The 14,653-nt window shown below is 69.5% G+C and carries 13 protein-coding genes; 6 read left to right on the plus strand and 7 right to left on the minus strand.

Annotated features, from left to right (window positions below):
* Nucleotides 1-60: 60 nt before the first annotated feature.
* On the plus strand, nt 61-1,140 hold the full coding sequence (locus ACGFNP_RS24545; protein WP_358315163.1) for an amidohydrolase family protein: 1,080 nt from the start codon (nt 61-63) through the stop codon (nt 1,138-1,140).
* 6 nt (nt 1,141-1,146) lie between these two features.
* Here the strand turns inward: ACGFNP_RS24545 and ACGFNP_RS24550 are convergent, their stop codons facing one another.
* Complete coding sequence (locus tag ACGFNP_RS24550) at nt 1,147-1,566, minus strand: MarR family transcriptional regulator (RefSeq protein WP_358315166.1); 420 nt, start codon at nt 1,564-1,566, stop codon at nt 1,147-1,149.
* Nucleotides 1,567-1,636: 70 nt separating this feature from the next.
* Here ACGFNP_RS24550 and ACGFNP_RS24555 point away from each other — a divergent pair, with 70 nt between their 5' ends.
* Together ACGFNP_RS24555 and ACGFNP_RS24560 are read left to right on the plus strand one after the other, a co-directional pair.
* The gene (locus ACGFNP_RS24555; RefSeq protein WP_393322364.1) at nt 1,637-3,370 is read left to right on the plus strand and encodes an ABC transporter ATP-binding protein; all 1,734 of its coding nucleotides are present in this window, start codon (nt 1,637-1,639) and stop codon (nt 3,368-3,370) included.
* 46 nt (nt 3,371-3,416) lie between these two features.
* Entirely contained in the window at nt 3,417-3,740 is a 324-nt protein-coding gene (locus ACGFNP_RS24560; RefSeq protein ID WP_358315172.1) for a DUF5709 domain-containing protein, read from the plus strand.
* Here the strand turns inward: ACGFNP_RS24560 and ACGFNP_RS24565 are convergent.
* Entirely contained in the window at nt 3,733-4,386 is a 654-nt protein-coding gene (locus ACGFNP_RS24565) for an HAD family hydrolase (RefSeq protein ID WP_393322368.1), read from the minus strand. The two genes, ACGFNP_RS24560 and ACGFNP_RS24565, sit on opposite strands and share 8 nt — an antisense overlap.
* Before the next feature lie 134 nt (nt 4,387-4,520).
* Between ACGFNP_RS24565 and ACGFNP_RS24570 the strand changes: the two genes are divergently transcribed.
* A complete protein-coding gene (locus tag ACGFNP_RS24570) occupies nt 4,521-4,787 on the plus strand; it encodes a Uma2 family endonuclease (protein ID WP_393322371.1) in 267 nt (88 codons plus the stop codon).
* On the opposite strand, the gene hrpA is transcribed toward ACGFNP_RS24570, so the two are convergent.
* Complete coding sequence (gene hrpA, locus ACGFNP_RS24575) at nt 4,777-8,646, minus strand: ATP-dependent RNA helicase HrpA (RefSeq protein WP_393322374.1); 3,870 nt, start codon at nt 8,644-8,646, stop codon at nt 4,777-4,779. The two genes, ACGFNP_RS24570 and hrpA, sit on opposite strands and share 11 nt — an antisense overlap.
* Before the next feature lie 248 nt (nt 8,647-8,894).
* On the minus strand, nt 8,895-9,608 hold the full coding sequence (ppgK, locus tag ACGFNP_RS24580; protein ID WP_393322377.1) for a polyphosphate--glucose phosphotransferase: 714 nt from the start codon (nt 9,606-9,608) through the stop codon (nt 8,895-8,897).
* 220 nt (nt 9,609-9,828) lie between these two features.
* On the opposite strand from ppgK, the gene ACGFNP_RS24585 reads away from it, so the two are divergent.
* Nucleotides 9,829-10,860: a TIGR03118 family protein gene (locus ACGFNP_RS24585; protein WP_358315183.1), complete on the plus strand. Its 1,032-nt coding sequence runs from the start codon at nt 9,829-9,831 to the stop codon at nt 10,858-10,860.
* A gap of 239 nt (nt 10,861-11,099) precedes the next feature.
* Complete coding sequence (locus tag ACGFNP_RS24590) at nt 11,100-11,915, plus strand: MerR family transcriptional regulator (RefSeq protein WP_393322380.1); 816 nt, start codon at nt 11,100-11,102, stop codon at nt 11,913-11,915.
* On the opposite strand, the gene ACGFNP_RS24595 is transcribed toward ACGFNP_RS24590, so the two are convergent.
* From ACGFNP_RS24595 to ACGFNP_RS24605, 3 genes are read right to left on the minus strand one after another with little or no spacing between them, the layout of a single operon-like run.
* Nucleotides 11,912-12,496 (minus strand): HAD family hydrolase, encoded by a 585-nt coding sequence (locus ACGFNP_RS24595; protein WP_393322383.1) that lies wholly within the window; start codon nt 12,494-12,496, stop codon nt 11,912-11,914. The genes ACGFNP_RS24590 and ACGFNP_RS24595 overlap by 4 nt on opposite strands.
* Entirely contained in the window at nt 12,487-13,092 is a 606-nt protein-coding gene (locus tag ACGFNP_RS24600; protein ID WP_358315192.1) for a response regulator transcription factor, read from the minus strand. Before ACGFNP_RS24600 ends, ACGFNP_RS24595 begins: the two co-directional genes overlap by 10 nt.
* Before the next feature lie 14 nt (nt 13,093-13,106).
* On the minus strand, nt 13,107-14,630 hold the full coding sequence (locus ACGFNP_RS24605) for a carboxylesterase/lipase family protein (RefSeq protein WP_393322386.1): 1,524 nt from the start codon (nt 14,628-14,630) through the stop codon (nt 13,107-13,109).
* Nucleotides 14,631-14,653 lie beyond the last annotated feature (23 nt).

Below are 14,653 nucleotides of genomic sequence, written 5' to 3' on the forward strand. Positions count from 1 at the left end.
ACGGCTGGCCGGGCTCACGTTTAATGCCGAGAGGGTGATTTCCAGAACAGGAGATCCGATTTGCCGTCCGCGAAGCGTGCCGCATCTGGCCGAAGGTCGAAGCTCGGCCGGCGCACGCCCGCGCCCATCGTCCTCCACTCGGCGCCGCTGGTGCTGCCGATCGACGCCGAGCCGCTGCGCGGCGCCGCGCTCGCCGTGCGGGGCGACCGCGTCCTCCAGGTGGGGCTCCGGGACGAGCTGCTCGCCTACTTCCCCGTCACCCGGGAGCAACGCTGGCCGGGCATGATCGTGGCGGGGCTGGTGGACGCCTGCGCCCCCGCCGCTCCGCCGCCACCCGGGGTGACCGCCCGCGCCGGGCTCGTCACCGACCCGGCCGAGTCGGCCCGGCTGCCCGGTGTGTCCTATGTCGAGGTGTCGTACGAGTCCGAGCAGGTCTGGGAGGAGACCGGGCGCGACGCGGTCATCACCGCGATCCGCGAGGTCGACCGGCCGCGTACGGTGGGCATCGCCGCGTACACGCCCGACCCGCAGGTGCTGGAGGACGTGGCGGTGCTGGCCAGGACGTTCGGCCTGCGGCTGCTGGCCGACCTGGACCGCCACTCGCCCGCGACGCTCGACGAGGCGGGCATCCTGGGGCCGCACTGCCACGTGGCCTGCGGCCGGCCGCTCGATCCCGGTGAGCGCAAGCTGCTGCGGCTGCGCGGGAGCGTGGCCGCCCTCTGCCCGTCGCCGCCCGACGACCTGCTCGCGCTCCTGGACGAGGGCAACCGCGTCGCCTTCGGCACCCGCGCCCCCGCCTCGGCCGACCGGGTGCCCGACCTGCTCGGCCTGGCCAGGTCCATCAGGCAGCAGGCCAGGGGGCGCGGGCCGCGGCCCCGGGGCCTCGATCGCAAGCTGGTCGAGGCCGCCACGCTGGGCGGGGCCCAAGCGCTCGGCATGGCGAGCAGGAGTGGCCGGATCGGCTCGCTCGGGCCGGGCAGCCGGGCCGACTTCGCGGTGTTCGACGCCCGTGGCCGCTACCCGTACGCCGCCCTGCTCAGCGGGCCGCCCTGCCTCGCCACCGTGGTCGGCGGCACGGTGGTCGGCGGCGCGGTGATCAGCGGCACGGTCATCGAGCACGGATCGCCCCGCGGCGCTTAGCCGAACTTAGCCGAACTGGCCGTCGATCGCTCCGAGCAGGTCCTTGAGCTGGTCGCGCTGGTCCTCGGAGAGGACCGCGAACAGGTCCTGACCCGCCTGCCTGCGAGCCTCCCGCGACCGCTCGTACATCTCGCGGCCCGCCTCCGTGAGCACCACCAGCGTGGAGCGCCGGTTGGCCGGATCGATCTCCCTGCGCACCAGGCCCGCCTGCTCCAGCGCGTCGATGACGGGCGTGACCGAGCGGGGCACGATCCTCAGCTCGTCGGCGAGCTGCACCATCCTGAGCGGCCGGTCGGCGTCGGCGAGCGCGCGCAGCGCCCGCGCCTGCCCCGGGTTGACGCCGAGGGGGACGAGCCGATGAACGTAGCCGTGCCGCAGACGGCGGCTGACCCGGTGCAAGAGCTCCGACAGCTCCACGTCCTCCATGTCGGAACAGCTTACCGGAATAATTATGAGCTAACCTCCGTTTGAGGGAGCATCTGAAAAGGAGTCCTACTTGGCTGAGGAACCCCGCGCGCCGTTGCGGCGCATCATCAAACTCTTCCGCGCCTATCGAGGCCGGCTGGCCGTCGTCGGCGCACTCATCCTCCTGTCGTCCCTGGTCTCGCTGGCCTCGCCGTTCCTGCTGCGCGAGGTGCTGGACGTGGCGATCCCGTCCCGCGACGCCATGCTGCTCGCGCTCCTCGCGCTGGGCATGATCCTGGTCGCGGTGATCACCAGCGTGTTCGACGTCCTGCAGACGCTGGTCTCCACCACGGTCGGCCAGCGGGTCATGCACGACCTGCGCACCTCCGTCTACGGCCATCTGCAGCGCATGTCACTGGCGTTCTTCACCCGCACCAAGACCGGCGAGGTCCAGTCGCGCATCGCCAACGACATCGGCGGCATGCAGTCGGTGGTCACCTCCACCGCCACCTCGCTCATCTCGAACCTGACCACCGTGATCGCCACGATCGTGGCCATGCTGGCGCTCGACTGGCGGCTGACCGTGATCTCGCTCCTGCTGCTGCCGGTGTTCGTGGGGATCAGCCGCAAGGTCGGCAGCGAACGCCGCCGCATCACCTCCGAGCGGCAGCGGAAACTGGCCGTGATCTCGTCGATGGTGCAGGAGTCGCTGTCGATCAGCGGCATCCTGCTCGGCCGGACGATGGGCCGCTCGCCCGAGCTGACCGAGCGCTTCGCCGACGCCTCCGACGAGCTGGCCGAACTGGGCGTGCAGTCCAGCATGGCGGGGCGCTGGCGGCAGTCGTCGATCCAGATCGTCATGGCCGCGATGCCCGCCCTGGTCTACTGGGCGGTCGGCTACACCGGTGTGATCTCCGTCGGCACGCTGGTGGCGTTCACGACGTTGCAGGTCAGCCTGTTCAGGCCGGCGGTGTCGCTGCTGCGGCTGGGCGTCGAGGTGCAGAGCTCGCTCGCGCTGTTCGGCCGCATCTTCGAGTATCTCGACCTGTCGGTCGACATCCACCCGGGCACCCGCACGCTGAGCGGCGTCCGCGGCGAGGTCCGCTACGAGCGGGTCGACTTCTCGTACGGCGAGGAGCCCACGCTCACCGGCGTGGACATCACCGTCCCCGCAGGCACCAGTCTGGCCGTCGTCGGCGAGACCGGCTCGGGCAAGACGACACTCAGCTACCTGCTGCCCCGGCTCTACGACGTGACCGGCGGCCGGGTGACGATCGACGGCGTGGACGTACGCGACCTCACCTTCGACACGCTGGCCGAGACGGTCGGCGTGGTCTCGCAGGAGACGTACCTGTTCCACGCCACGATCGCCGACAACCTGCGCTTCGCCCGGCCGTCGGCCACGGACGAGGAGCTGGAGAAGGCCGCCAGGGCGGCACGCATCCACGACCACATCGCCTCGCTGCCCGACGGCTACGACACGCTGGTGGGCGAGCGCGGCTACCGCTTCTCCGGAGGCGAGAAGCAGCGACTGGCCATCGCCCGCACCCTGCTGCGCAACCCGCCGGTGCTCGTGCTCGACGAGGCCACCAGTGCCCTCGACACCCAGACGGAACGGGCCGTACAGGAGGCGTTGGACACGCTGGCCGAGGGCCGCACCACGATCATGATCGCGCACCGCCTCTCCACGGTCCGCGACGCGGACCAGATCGTCGTCCTGGACCACGGCCGGGTCGTCGAACGCGGCACCCACGACACGCTGATGTCACTGGAGGGCCACTACGCCGCCCTGGTCGACCGGGACCGCCCACTCGAACCGGTTTGACCCACTGACGGGGGTTCGGGACCTAGCAGGGGGTAAGAGAGCGCGTATGACCGCACAACCTCCGGACAGACACGGCTACAGCGACGAACAGGGCATCGAGGTCGAAGAGTGGACCGATGACCTCGGTATGAGCCATGACATAGAAGAGGACGACCCCGCGCACGAGGACACGCTCGACGAGCGGCTGCGGCGCGAGGCGCCGGATCGGGAGCGCACTCCCCGCGAGTCGCACCGGCTCACCCAGCCCGACGAGGGGCTGGCGCCGGACACGGACAGCGAGGAGTGGGCCGAGGATTGGGGTGCGGACGACGGCGATCTGTCCGCCGAGGAGCGTGCCGTCCGCGTCGACCCCGACGACGGACTCAGGTGAGCCGCTCCAGCGCGGGCAGCAGGGCGGGCAGATCGTCGACGATCACGTCGGCGACCCGCGCCTGCGGCCGCTCGGCGTGCAGGTATCCCCAGGGGCCCCGGCGCAGTAGCGCCGTGCGCATGCCCGCCCGCGCGGCGGGGAGCACGTCGTTGTCCAGCCGGTCACCCACGTAGAGGATCTCGGCGGGCTCCCGCCCGGCGATGGCGGCCACCTTGGCGAAGAACTCGGTGGCGGGCTTGGACACGCCCCAGCCCTCGGACGTGTGCACCGAATCGACGGGCAGATCCATGGCGACCAGCGCGTCGAACGCCCTGGCCGGCTGGTTGCCCGCGACGATCACCTGGTACCCGGCCTCTCGCAGGGCCTTGAGGCTCTCGCGGACGTCGGGGTAGAGGTCGTCGGCGTCGAAGTGGTTGCGCAGGCTGTGGGGTTCGTCCCGTTCCCAGGCGGCGATCTCGGCCCGCACGTCGATGCCGGGGCGTACGAGCTGGAACGCCTCGCTGTGGGAGCGGTCGAGCGCGGCCATCCCGCCGAGCGCACCCATCAGCACGAAGCGGCTCACACCGAGCCGGTCGGCCCAGCGGGACCAGATGCGGGTCTCGTCGATGAGCGTCTCGCCCACGTCGAACACCACTGCCTTGATCATCAAACCTCCTGGATAGTCCCTCCAACTGTACGGATCCCTCATCGACCTTCGATGAGGGGCCGTTCGGGGTGCGTTCTGCCACGCCGGGTGGAATACTTTCGGCCGATTGCCCCCACTGGGACGACCGTGAGCTGTTGTCCTCAGGGCTGATCATGGTCGCCGAGGTCGTCTCCGCCGGAAGCACTCTCAGAGACCGCGTAGAGAAGCCTCCCCTCTACGCGGCCGGCGGCGTGCCGATCTACCTGCTGATGGACACGGTCGCTGAACCACCGTCCGTCACCGTCTACAGCGACATCAGAGACGGCGCCTACCGGACGACGTCCACCGTGGAGGTCGGAACCCCGCTCCGCCTGCCGGCTCCGATCGACTTCGAGCTCGACACGTCCATTTTCAAGGCGTGAGCCGCTCCATCGCCTTCGTGATGCGCTTCTCCGACACCGGTGTCGGCGTGCCCAACGTCTGGGCGAAGAAGCTGACCCGGAGTTCCTCGATCATCCATCGGATCTCCACCACGTCCGGGTCCGAGCGCCGCGCCGGGTGCAGCCGGGTCAGCAGGTCCTCGTACGAGTCCTCCATCTTGTGCACCCGGCCCATCCACTCCTCGTCCCGCCACGGCTCCTCGGGCAGCTTGGTCAGGCGGCGGTCGATGGCTCGCATGTAGCGGAGCACGTCAGGCAGGCGCCGGTGGCCCGTCGCGGTGACGAAGCCCGGGTAGACGAGCTTGGCGAGCTGGTCGCGGACGTCCGAGGTGGAGTCGCTCTGGCGGAGGGCGTCGAGGCGGGTGCCGACCGCGTGCCACACGGTGAGGATCTGTTCCGTCCGGGCCAGGACGTCGGCCGACATCTCGTGCAGGTGGGCCCGTACGTGCTGGTAGAGGCGGTCGAACGAGACCGGGTCCCAGGCGGGGCCGCCCAGGTCGAGCATGAGCTTGTCGATCGCCGCGTTCACCACGTCGTCGAACAGCGCCACGGCGCCGCCGTGCGGGCTGCGGGACAGGGCTAGCTTGGCCTGGTTAGACAGGCCGCCCAGCAGTGACTTGGCCGGGTTGGTGACGTTGAGCAGCAGCAGGCGGCGGATGCCGGGCCAGTGGGAGCGGCGTTGTTCGGCCTCCGTCTCGAAGATCTTGATCGACACGGAGTCACCGTCGTCCACCAGCGCCGGGTAGCCCTTCATGCGACCCTGCTCGAAGACCTTGGGCAGGGTGCCGAAGCTCCAGGTGTGCAGGCCCGACTGCTCCAGGTCGTCGGCGGCGGCCGAGAGCGTCTTGCGCAGGCGCGGCGCCAGGCGCCGCTTGAGCGCGTCGAGGTCCTTGTCCTCGGCGATCGTGCGCTTGCGCTCGTCGATCACCCGGTAGGTGATGCGCAGGTGGTCCGGGACCTGGTCGAGCTGCCAGGCGTCGTGCGGCACGCGGACGCCGGTCAGCCGGAGCAGCTCCCGCTCCACGGCCTCCAGCAACGGTTCGCCGCCCTGCCGGACGCCTTCGAGCACCTGCTTGGCGTAGTTGGGGGCGGGCACGAAGTTGCGGCGCAGGTGCTTGGGCAGCGACCTGATCAGGGCGGTGATCAGCTCGTCGCGCAGGCCGGGGATCTGCCAGTCGAACCCGTCGGCGCTGACCTGGTTGAGCACCGCCAGCGGCACGTGCACCGTGACGCCGTCGGCGTCGGCGCCGGGCTCGAACTGGTAGGTCAGCTTCATCCGCTGGCCGAGCTGCCGCCAGGTGTCGGGGTAGTCGCGGGTGCTGACGTCGGCGCCCTCGTTGACCAGCATCTCGGGTGAGTACGTCAGCAGGTCGGGCTCGGTGGTCCTGACCTTCTTCCACCAGGAGTCGAAGTGGCGCGCGGAGACGACGTCGGCGGGCACGCGCTGGTCGTAGAAGTCGAACAGGGCCTCGTCGTCGACCATGATGTCGCGGCGGCGGGCCCGGTTCTCGAGCTCCTCGACCTCTTCGAGCAGCCTTCTGTTGTCCTGGAGGAAGCGGTGGTGGCTGTCCCAGTCGCCTTCGACGAGGGCGTGCCTGATGAACAGCTCGCGTGACAGGTCGGGGTCGATGCGGCCGTAGTTGACCTTCCGCCCGGCCACCAGGGGTACGCCGTACAGGGTGACCTTCTCCAGCGCGATCACCGCGCCCTGGTTCTTCTCCCAGTGCGGCTCGGAGTAGGTGCGTTTGACCAGGTGCTGGGCGAGCGGCTCGACCCAGTCGGGCTCGATCTTGGCGTTGACCCTGGCCCACAGCCGGGAGGTCTCGACCAGTTCGGCCGACATCACCCACTGCGGCTGTTTTCTGGCCAGCGCGGAGCCGGGGAAGATGGCGAAGCGGGCGTTGCGGGCGCCGAGGTATTCCTGGATCGGGCGGCGCCCGTCGGGGGCCCGCTTCTCCATGACGTCCTTGACGCCGATGTGCGACAGCAGGCCGACGAGCAGCGCCGCGTGCACCTGCTGCGGATCGGCCTGCGCGCTGTTGGGCTGGGCGCCGAGCGACTGGCGGATCTGGCTGTAGATGTCCTGCCATTCGCGTACGCGTAGGTAGTTGAGGAACTCCGACTTGCACAGGCGGCGGAAGGCGCTGGAGGACAGCTCCTGCTGTTTCTCCCGCAGGTGGTTCCACAGGTTGAGGTAGGACAGGAAGTCGGACTCGGGGTCGGCGAAGCGGCGGTGCTTCTCGTCGGCCTGCTGCTGCTTGTCGACGGGGCGCTCGCGTGGGTCCTGGATCGACAGCGCGGCGGCGATCACCATGACCTCGCGCAGGCAGCCGTTCTTCTCCGCCTCCAGGACCATCCGGCCCAGGCGCGGGTCGACCGGCAGCCCGGCCAGCTTGCGGCCGACACCGGTGATGCCGCCCTGGCCGTCGAACGCGCCCAGCTCGTGCAGCAGGCTAACCCCGTCGCGTACCTGACGGCGGTCAGGCGGCTCGACGAACGGGAACGCCTCGATGTCGCCCAGCCCGATCGAGGTCATCTGCAGGATGACCGAGGCGAGGTTGGTGCGCAGGATCTCCGGGTCGGTGAACTCCGGCCGCTTGAGGAAGTCCTCCTCCTCGTAGAGGCGGATGCAGACACCGTCGGACGTCCGGCCCGAGCGGCCCTTGCGCTGGTTGGCGCTCGCCTGCGAGATGGCCTCGATCGGCAGGCGCTGCACCTTGGTGCGGTGGCTGTAGCGGGAGATGCGGGCGAACCCCGGGTCGACCACGTACTTGATGCCCGGAACGGTCAGCGACGTCTCGGCCACGTTGGTGGCCAGCACGATGCGCCGGCCCGTGTGGCGCTGGAACACGCGGTGCTGCTCGGCGGCGCTGAGCCGGGCGTACAGCGGCAGCACCTCGGTGTTGCGGAACTCGGCCTTGTCGAGCGCGTCGGCGGCGTCGCGGATCTCCCGCTCCCCCGACAGGAACACCAGGATGTCGCCGGGGCCCTCGGAGACCAGCTCGCGGCAGGCGTCGACGATGCCCTGCGTCTGGTCGTCGTCCTCGTCGAGCGGCCGGTAGCGCACCTCGACCGGGTAGGTGCGGCCGGAGACCTCGACGATCGGGGCGTCGTCGAAGTGGCGGGAGAAGCGCTCCGGGTCGATCGTGGCGCTGGTGATGATCAGCTTGAGATCGGGGCGCTTGGGCAGGAGCTGCTTCAGGTAGCCGAGGATGAAGTCGATGTTGAGGCTGCGTTCGTGCGCCTCGTCGATGATCAGCGTGTCGTACTGCTCCAGCAGCCGGTCGTTCTGCAGCTCGGCCAGCAGGATGCCGTCGGTCATCAGCTTGACCAGGGTGCGGTCGCTCGCCTGGTCGGTGAAACGCACTTTGTAGCCGACCGTCTGGCCCAGCTCGGTGCCCAGCTCTTCGGCGATGCGCTCGGCCACCGTGCGGGCGGCGATGCGGCGCGGCTGGGTGTGGCCGACCAGGCCCCTGACGCCGCGCCCCAGCTCCAGGCAGATCTTCGGGATCTGGGTGGTCTTGCCGGATCCGGTCTCCCCGGCGATGATCACGACCTGGTGGTCGCGGATGGCCGCGAGGATGTCGTCCCTACGCTGGGATACCGGAAGATTTTCCGGATAGCTCACTTCTGGTACGGCTTCGCGGCGCCGCGCGAGGCGTCGCTCGGCACGCTCCACGTCGGCGACGATCTCCGCGGTGATCTTTTCCCGGGCCTCGCGGGAGCGCACCCGGCGTACGCCGTCGAGCCTGCGCCGAAGTCGCCGCTGGTCGCGCGGCATCAGGTCGGGCAGGCGTGACTGGAGCTCGGTGAGTGGAGAGGACAACGCAGAGGTTCCCATACTGCTATCAGGATATTTGAGCCCCGCGTCGCCGGAGCCAACCGCCCCATGCTGCCCGACGGCGGCGGCTGTCCGCATCTCAATATCCAGCGCCCATCGTTGACCGTGATCGCCCAAGACGGGCCCACTCTCCCCAGAGTTGTCGCCTTGGACGACCACGGTCACTAATGAGACTCCCGAAGAGCCCATCAGGTTGCGCTCCGGCCCCACCTTTCTTGATCACCCAGGTCGGAGCGTTGCGAAGATGATCATTTGACGGCGAGGGCGGCCCCGATGATCCCCGCTTCGTTGCGGAGGCGGGCCGGGACGATCGGGGTGTCCACATGCACGTACGGCAGGAACTTGTCCGCCTTCTTGCTCACGCCCCCGCCGATGACGAACAGCGACGGCCAGAACAGCATCTCCACGTGCCGCAGGTACTCCTCCACCCGCCCGCCCCACTTCTCCCACGTCAGGCCGTGCTCCTCGCGGGCGCGGTCGGAGGCGCGGAGCTCGGCGTCCTTGCCGTGGATCTGCAGGTGCCCGAACTCGGTGTTCGGCACCAGGACGCCGTCGACGAACACCGCGCTGCCGATGCCCGTCCCGAACGTCAGCATGATCACGGTCCCCTCGCGGCCCTGTCCCTCGCCGAATCGCATCTCCGCGATACCGGCCGCGTCGGCGTCGTTGAGTACGGTCGCGCCGTCGAAGAGCTTCGTCGCGTCGACGCCGATCCAGGAGTGGTGCACGTTCGCGGCCGTCATGATCACGCCGTTCAGCACCACACCCGGGAACGTGACGCCGATCGGGCCCGTCCAGCCGAAGTGCTTGACGATCTCCACCACGACCTCGGACACGCCCTGCGGCTTGGCCGGTTGCGGCGTGGGGATGCGCAGGCGCTCCTGCGTCAGCTGCCCCGATGCGGTGTCCACGGGGGCGCCCTTGATCCCGGATCCACCGATGTCAATGCCCAGAACTTCCATGTCTCTCCACTCCCCCGGAAACGGCCTCATTGACATGCCGGGCCACTATTTCTGGCCCTTACTGAACCGCACTTGCGTCTCCCGCGTATCTCCGGCCACAAGCGCTAACAAGGAGGCACGGATGCGGTTCCGCATCATCACACTCTGCGCTGGTGCGGTCGTCTTGAGCACGACCCTCACCGCCCCCGCACAGGCAGCGACGAATACCAAGTTTGACGTCGTGAATCTCGTTTCCGACATCAAGGGAAAGGCAGCAGTCACCGATCCTAAACTGGTCAACCCTTGGGGGCTGGCCATGGGCAAGACCCTGTGGGTCTCCAACACTGGCACGGGCTCCGCCACCGTCTACTCGGGAGCGGGACAGAAGGAAGCGACCGAGGTGGCCATCCCCGGTGGCGCTCCGACCGGCCAGGTGTTCAACAGTTCAGGCGAGGGCTTCACCGTCAAGGGCAAGCCCGCCACGTTCATCTTCGCCAGCCCGAGCGGCGCGATCAGCGGCTGGAACGCCGAGGTGGACCCGAAGAACGCGATCATCGCGGCCTTCACCCGGGGCGCCGACTACAAGGGCCTCGCGATGGTGAACACCGATGACGGTGACTTCCTGCTGGCCGCCGACTTCGCCAACGGGCGCCTCGCCGCGTGGAACTCGGACTTCGAGAAGCTCACCCTGTCTCACCGGGCGTTCAGGGACTCGGCGGTTCCCTCCAACTACAAGCCGTACAACGTGACGTTCAGCGGTGGCAGCGTCTGGGTCGCCTATGCCCTGCGCGACTCCGAGACCGGCAAGTCCATCCCGGGCGCCGGCAAGGGCTTCGTCAGCCGCTACAGCGTCAGCGGACGCCTGCTCGGACGCATCGCACGCACCGGGCTCAACGCCCCGTGGGCCGTCGTCGCAGCACCGAAGCAGTTCGGCGTGTACTCCGGATCGGTGCTGGTCGGCAACTTCGGCGACGGGACGATCCACGCTTACCGCGGCAACCGCCACCTGGGCGCGCTGCGCGACGGCAACGGCAAGACGATCTGGCTGCCGGGCCTGTGGGACCTTGAGCAGGGCACCGCGACCACCGGCGGCGAGAACGCCCTGTGGTTCTCCGCCGGCATCGAGAAGACCCAGCACGGCCTGGTGGGCCTGATCCGGCCCGCGGGCACGGGATCGCAGGTGAGCACGCCGTCGGCGAGCCCTACGCCGACCAACCATTCGTCGCACAAGCCGACGACGACGTCCAGTCAGTCCCCGTACGGGAGTTACTGACCGGACCCGCTGAGCGTTTCCGGCACGGCAGGCGCGAGCCGTGCCGGAAACAAGCACTTGTTTTTATATGAATGCTGTGCGACTTTTATGCGGCTCGGCCGGGGATAACACACATCCCGTGCGGGCCCATACGCATTTCTGCGAAATAGTGGTGCTCTCCGAACCGAATATCGCCGGCGCTTGACCTTGTCCCTGGGGTAACCCTCAGCGTGGAGGGTGACAGGACGAAGGAGGCGGCGATGGGCCTGCTGACGATCGGGGCGTTCGCCAAGGAGTCCAGGCTCTCGCCGAAGGCGCTGCGGCTCTACGACGAGCTCGGACTTCTCATACCGGCCAGGATCGATCCGATCAACGGCTACCGGCTCTACGAACCGGGCCAGCTCGAACGGGCCAGGCTCGTCGCCTGGCTGCGCCGGGCGGGCATGCCGCTGGCCAGGATCAGGACCGTCTGCGACCTTGAGCCCGCCGCGGCGGCCGAGGAGCTGCGCGCCTACTGGGCGCGGGTCGAGGCCGAGCACGCGAGCCGCCGGGACGTCGTCGCCTTCCTCGTCGAGCGGCTCACGGGAGAGGCCGGTTCGATGTTCGAGGTAGAGGTACGCGAGGTACCGGAGCGGATGCTGCTGATCGCCAAGCGCAGCGTCACGATCGACCAGCTCGGCGGGTTCACCACGGAGCAGGTGGCGCGGTTCGGGAACGGCCTGCTGCCCGTGCTGCCGGGGATCGGCGGGGCGCCGTTCCTGGTGTTCCACGGGGAGGTCGACGCCGACAGCGACGGGCCGGTCGAGTGGTGCCGGCCCATCCCCGCCGAGCAGGCCGGGGAGATCGGCCGCCGGTTCCCCGACCTCCAGGTGCGGGCCGATCCCGCGCATCGGGAGGCGTACGTGCGGCTGACCGCGGCGCAGGTCGACGAGGCCGGCTCCATGCGGGCGATCCAGGCGCTGCGGGACTGGGCGGGCGAGCGGGAGTTCAGCGGGCCGCCCCGGCAGGTCTTCTTCGCCGACCTGACCACGGCGGCCGCGGACGCCCCGGTGAGCGACCTGGTGGGTCCCTTCTAACTGAGGACGGCGGTCAGGTCGGCGATGCCGCGGTAGTGCACGCCGGTCATCCCCAGGGCCCTGGCGCCCGCCACGTTCTCCAGCCGGTCGTCGACGAACAGACAGCGCTCGGGCGCGACGCCGGCCAGCTCGGCCGCCAGCTCGTAGATCCGCCGGTCGGGCTTGGCCAGCCCCACCCGGGCGCTGCTGACCACCGCGTCGGCGAAGTACGTGAGTCCGAGCCGGTCCAGGTGCTCCTCCAGCGTGTCCGTGGCATTGGTGACCAGCACCACCGGCACCTGCTCCTGAGCCCGCGCCAGCAGCGCCCTGACCTCCTCGTCCACCCAGAACGGCACCGCCGCGAACTCGGCGACGGCCTGGCGGGCGCGCTCGTCGCCGCCCAGCGCGACGGCGATCGACTCGATCCACTGGGCCTCGGTGATGTGGCCGAGCGTGGCGGGGCCGATCAGGTCGGGGTCGAAGGCGGTCTTCCGCAGGGGCAGGCCGTAACGGGCCTCGATGTCGGCCTGGACCGCGTGGTCGAACTGGCGGAGCACTCCATCTAGATCACAGAGAACCGCGTCAAAGGGGATCACAACCACCCATTGTGCCGCGCCAACTGGGCGGCCTCGATCCTGTTCCGGGTGCTCGTCTTGCCGATGGCGGACGACAGGTGGTTGCGTACGGTGCTCTCGGAAAGGTGCAGCCGCGCCGCCACGTCCGCGATCGTGGAGCCGTCGAGCGCGGCGGCCAGCACGTCCCGCTCGCGGTCCGTGAGCGGGCTGGGCCCGGCGTTCAGCGCGGCGGCGGCCAGGGCGGGATCGATGATCCGCTCCCCCGCCACCGCCCGGCGGATCGCCGCGGCCAGCTCCTCCACCGGCCCGTCCTTGACCAGGAACCCCGCCGCCCCCGCCTCCATCGCCCGCCTGAGGTAGCCCGGCCTGGCGAACGTGGTCAGGACCAGCACCGCGCACTCCGGCAGCGCGGCGCGCAGCACGGGCAGCACGTCGAGACCGCTGCGGCCGGGCAGCTCGATGTCGAGCAGCGCCACGTCGGGCCGGTGCTCCGTGGCGGCCGGTACGATCTCGTGGCCGGAGGACACCTGGGCGACGATCTCCAGGTCGTCCTCCAGCCCGAGCAACAGCGCCAGGGCGTCGCGCATCATCCCCTGATCTTCAGCGATCATGACCCTGATCACGACGCCTCCTTCGCCTACTTCCAGAAGGCCAGCTTGTGCTCGGCAGCGTAGTCGACCGGCCGGATGGCCCCCGGGGCCAGGGACAGGGTGCCGGCGGAGACGCGCGGCCAGGCGGGCAGGCCGCGGCCGTTCGGGTCGCCGGTGCGGGCGAAGTTCGTCCAGTAGCTCATCATCTGCCCGGACAGCCGCTCCTGGGCGGGCGACAGCTCGGCCTTGGTCTCCGGGAAGATGTACGGCAGGTCACTCGCGTGGTAGGCGCCCCAGTCGAAGTCCGCCTCCAGCGGCAGGAACATCGGCGCCTTCCGGTCGGCGAACTCGTAGCCGTAGACCGGCGCCTTCTTGGCCAGCAGCGCGTTCTGCTCATGGGTGGACCGGGCCCACATACGATCGGTCAACACGGTAGCCCAAGCGATACTCGGCGACTTATAGCGACTTACCGGATATTTCCGGGCAATTTGCTCAGCGTTCGCTCCGAACGCATCTTTTAGCAATTGCCGGTAAACCGGAGAGGCGCCCTGGACGTCGTAATTCATTCCGACAAAGATCCGGTGTTCGTCCCGCGTCGTGCCCGCCAGCACCGGCATCGGGGTGGTGTGCCCCTTCCGCATCGCGTCGGCCGGCGATTCGGGCAGGACGTCGTTCCCGTACGCGTACGACTGGAAGGCGTTCATGATCTGCGGCACCTCAAGGATCTTCTTGACCGGCAGCGCGCGCAGGCAGGCCAGGTCCGAGCAGCCGAGTTGCTTGGCGTACACCTGCCCGATGGCGCTGACCTGGGCGGCGGGCCGCCACGCGAACGACGGCAGGGCGGGCACGCCCGGCACCATGCTGTTGGCGGGCATGTCCATCAGGGTCTCGCCGCTCTGCATGATCGCCCGCTGGAACAGGCCCTTGGCCCCCGGCGAGGAGAGCTGGCCGCCGATCGACAGCGCGCCGTAGGAGATGCCGAAGGCGGTCACGTTGCCCGGGTCGCCGCCGAACGCCGCCGCGTTGCGCTTGACCCAGCGCAGCGCCTCCTGCTGATCTTGCAGGCCGAACGTGCCGGAGTTACGCAGCCCTGGGTAGCCGAAACCGCTGAACACGCCGAGCCGGTAGTTGATCGTCACGACCACCACGCCCTTGGCGGCCAGCTTCCGGGCGTCGGAGAAGTGGCCCGCGCCGACCGCGCCGTCACCGTGGATCCACACCATGACCGGCCGCCTGCTGCCCGGAACGGCGGGCGTGGTGACGTTCAGGAACAGGCAGTCCTCGTTGTCGCTGCTGGTCGGCGCGTACGGAGTGCCGACCTGCGGGCACAGGGCGCCGGGTTTGGTGGCCTCCCGCACCCCCTGCCACGCGGGCACGGGCTGCGGCGAGTCCCAGCGCGCCGCCGTGGCGTACTTGATGCCCTGGAAGAGGCGGTTCGCCGAGGTCACCGTGCCGCGCACGGCCCCCGAATCGGTCTCGACGACCGCCGGATCCGCGACGGCCCCGGGCTTGCTGACGGCCGGTTCGGCGCACCCGGTGACGAGCACGGCCAGCGCTAGCAGAATCTTCATGCCTCCACCGTCTCGAAGACGGG

This window comes from Nonomuraea sp. NPDC049269, from assembly GCF_043197155.1.
In the GTDB taxonomy this organism is placed as follows: Bacteria; Actinomycetota; Actinomycetes; order Streptosporangiales; family Streptosporangiaceae; genus Nonomuraea.

Excerpts from the sequence above, each read along its gene's own strand:
- ACGFNP_RS24550 (WP_358315166.1), bottom strand. The coding sequence starts at position 1,566 with ATGGAGGACGTGGAGCTGTCGGAGCTCTTGCACCGGGTCAGCCGCCGT.
- ACGFNP_RS24560 (WP_358315172.1), top strand. The coding sequence starts at position 3,417 with ATGACCGCACAACCTCCGGACAGACACGGCTACAGCGACGAACAGGGC.
- ACGFNP_RS24565 (WP_393322368.1), bottom strand. The coding sequence starts at position 4,386 with ATGATCAAGGCAGTGGTGTTCGACGTGGGCGAGACGCTCATCGACGAG.
- hrpA (WP_393322374.1), bottom strand. The coding sequence starts at position 8,646 with ATGGGAACCTCTGCGTTGTCCTCTCCACTCACCGAGCTCCAGTCACGC.
- ppgK (WP_393322377.1), bottom strand. The coding sequence starts at position 9,608 with ATGGAAGTTCTGGGCATTGACATCGGTGGATCCGGGATCAAGGGCGCC.
- ACGFNP_RS24590 (WP_393322380.1), top strand. The coding sequence starts at position 11,100 with ATGGGCCTGCTGACGATCGGGGCGTTCGCCAAGGAGTCCAGGCTCTCG.
- ACGFNP_RS24605 (WP_393322386.1), bottom strand. The coding sequence starts at position 14,630 with ATGAAGATTCTGCTAGCGCTGGCCGTGCTCGTCACCGGGTGCGCCGAA.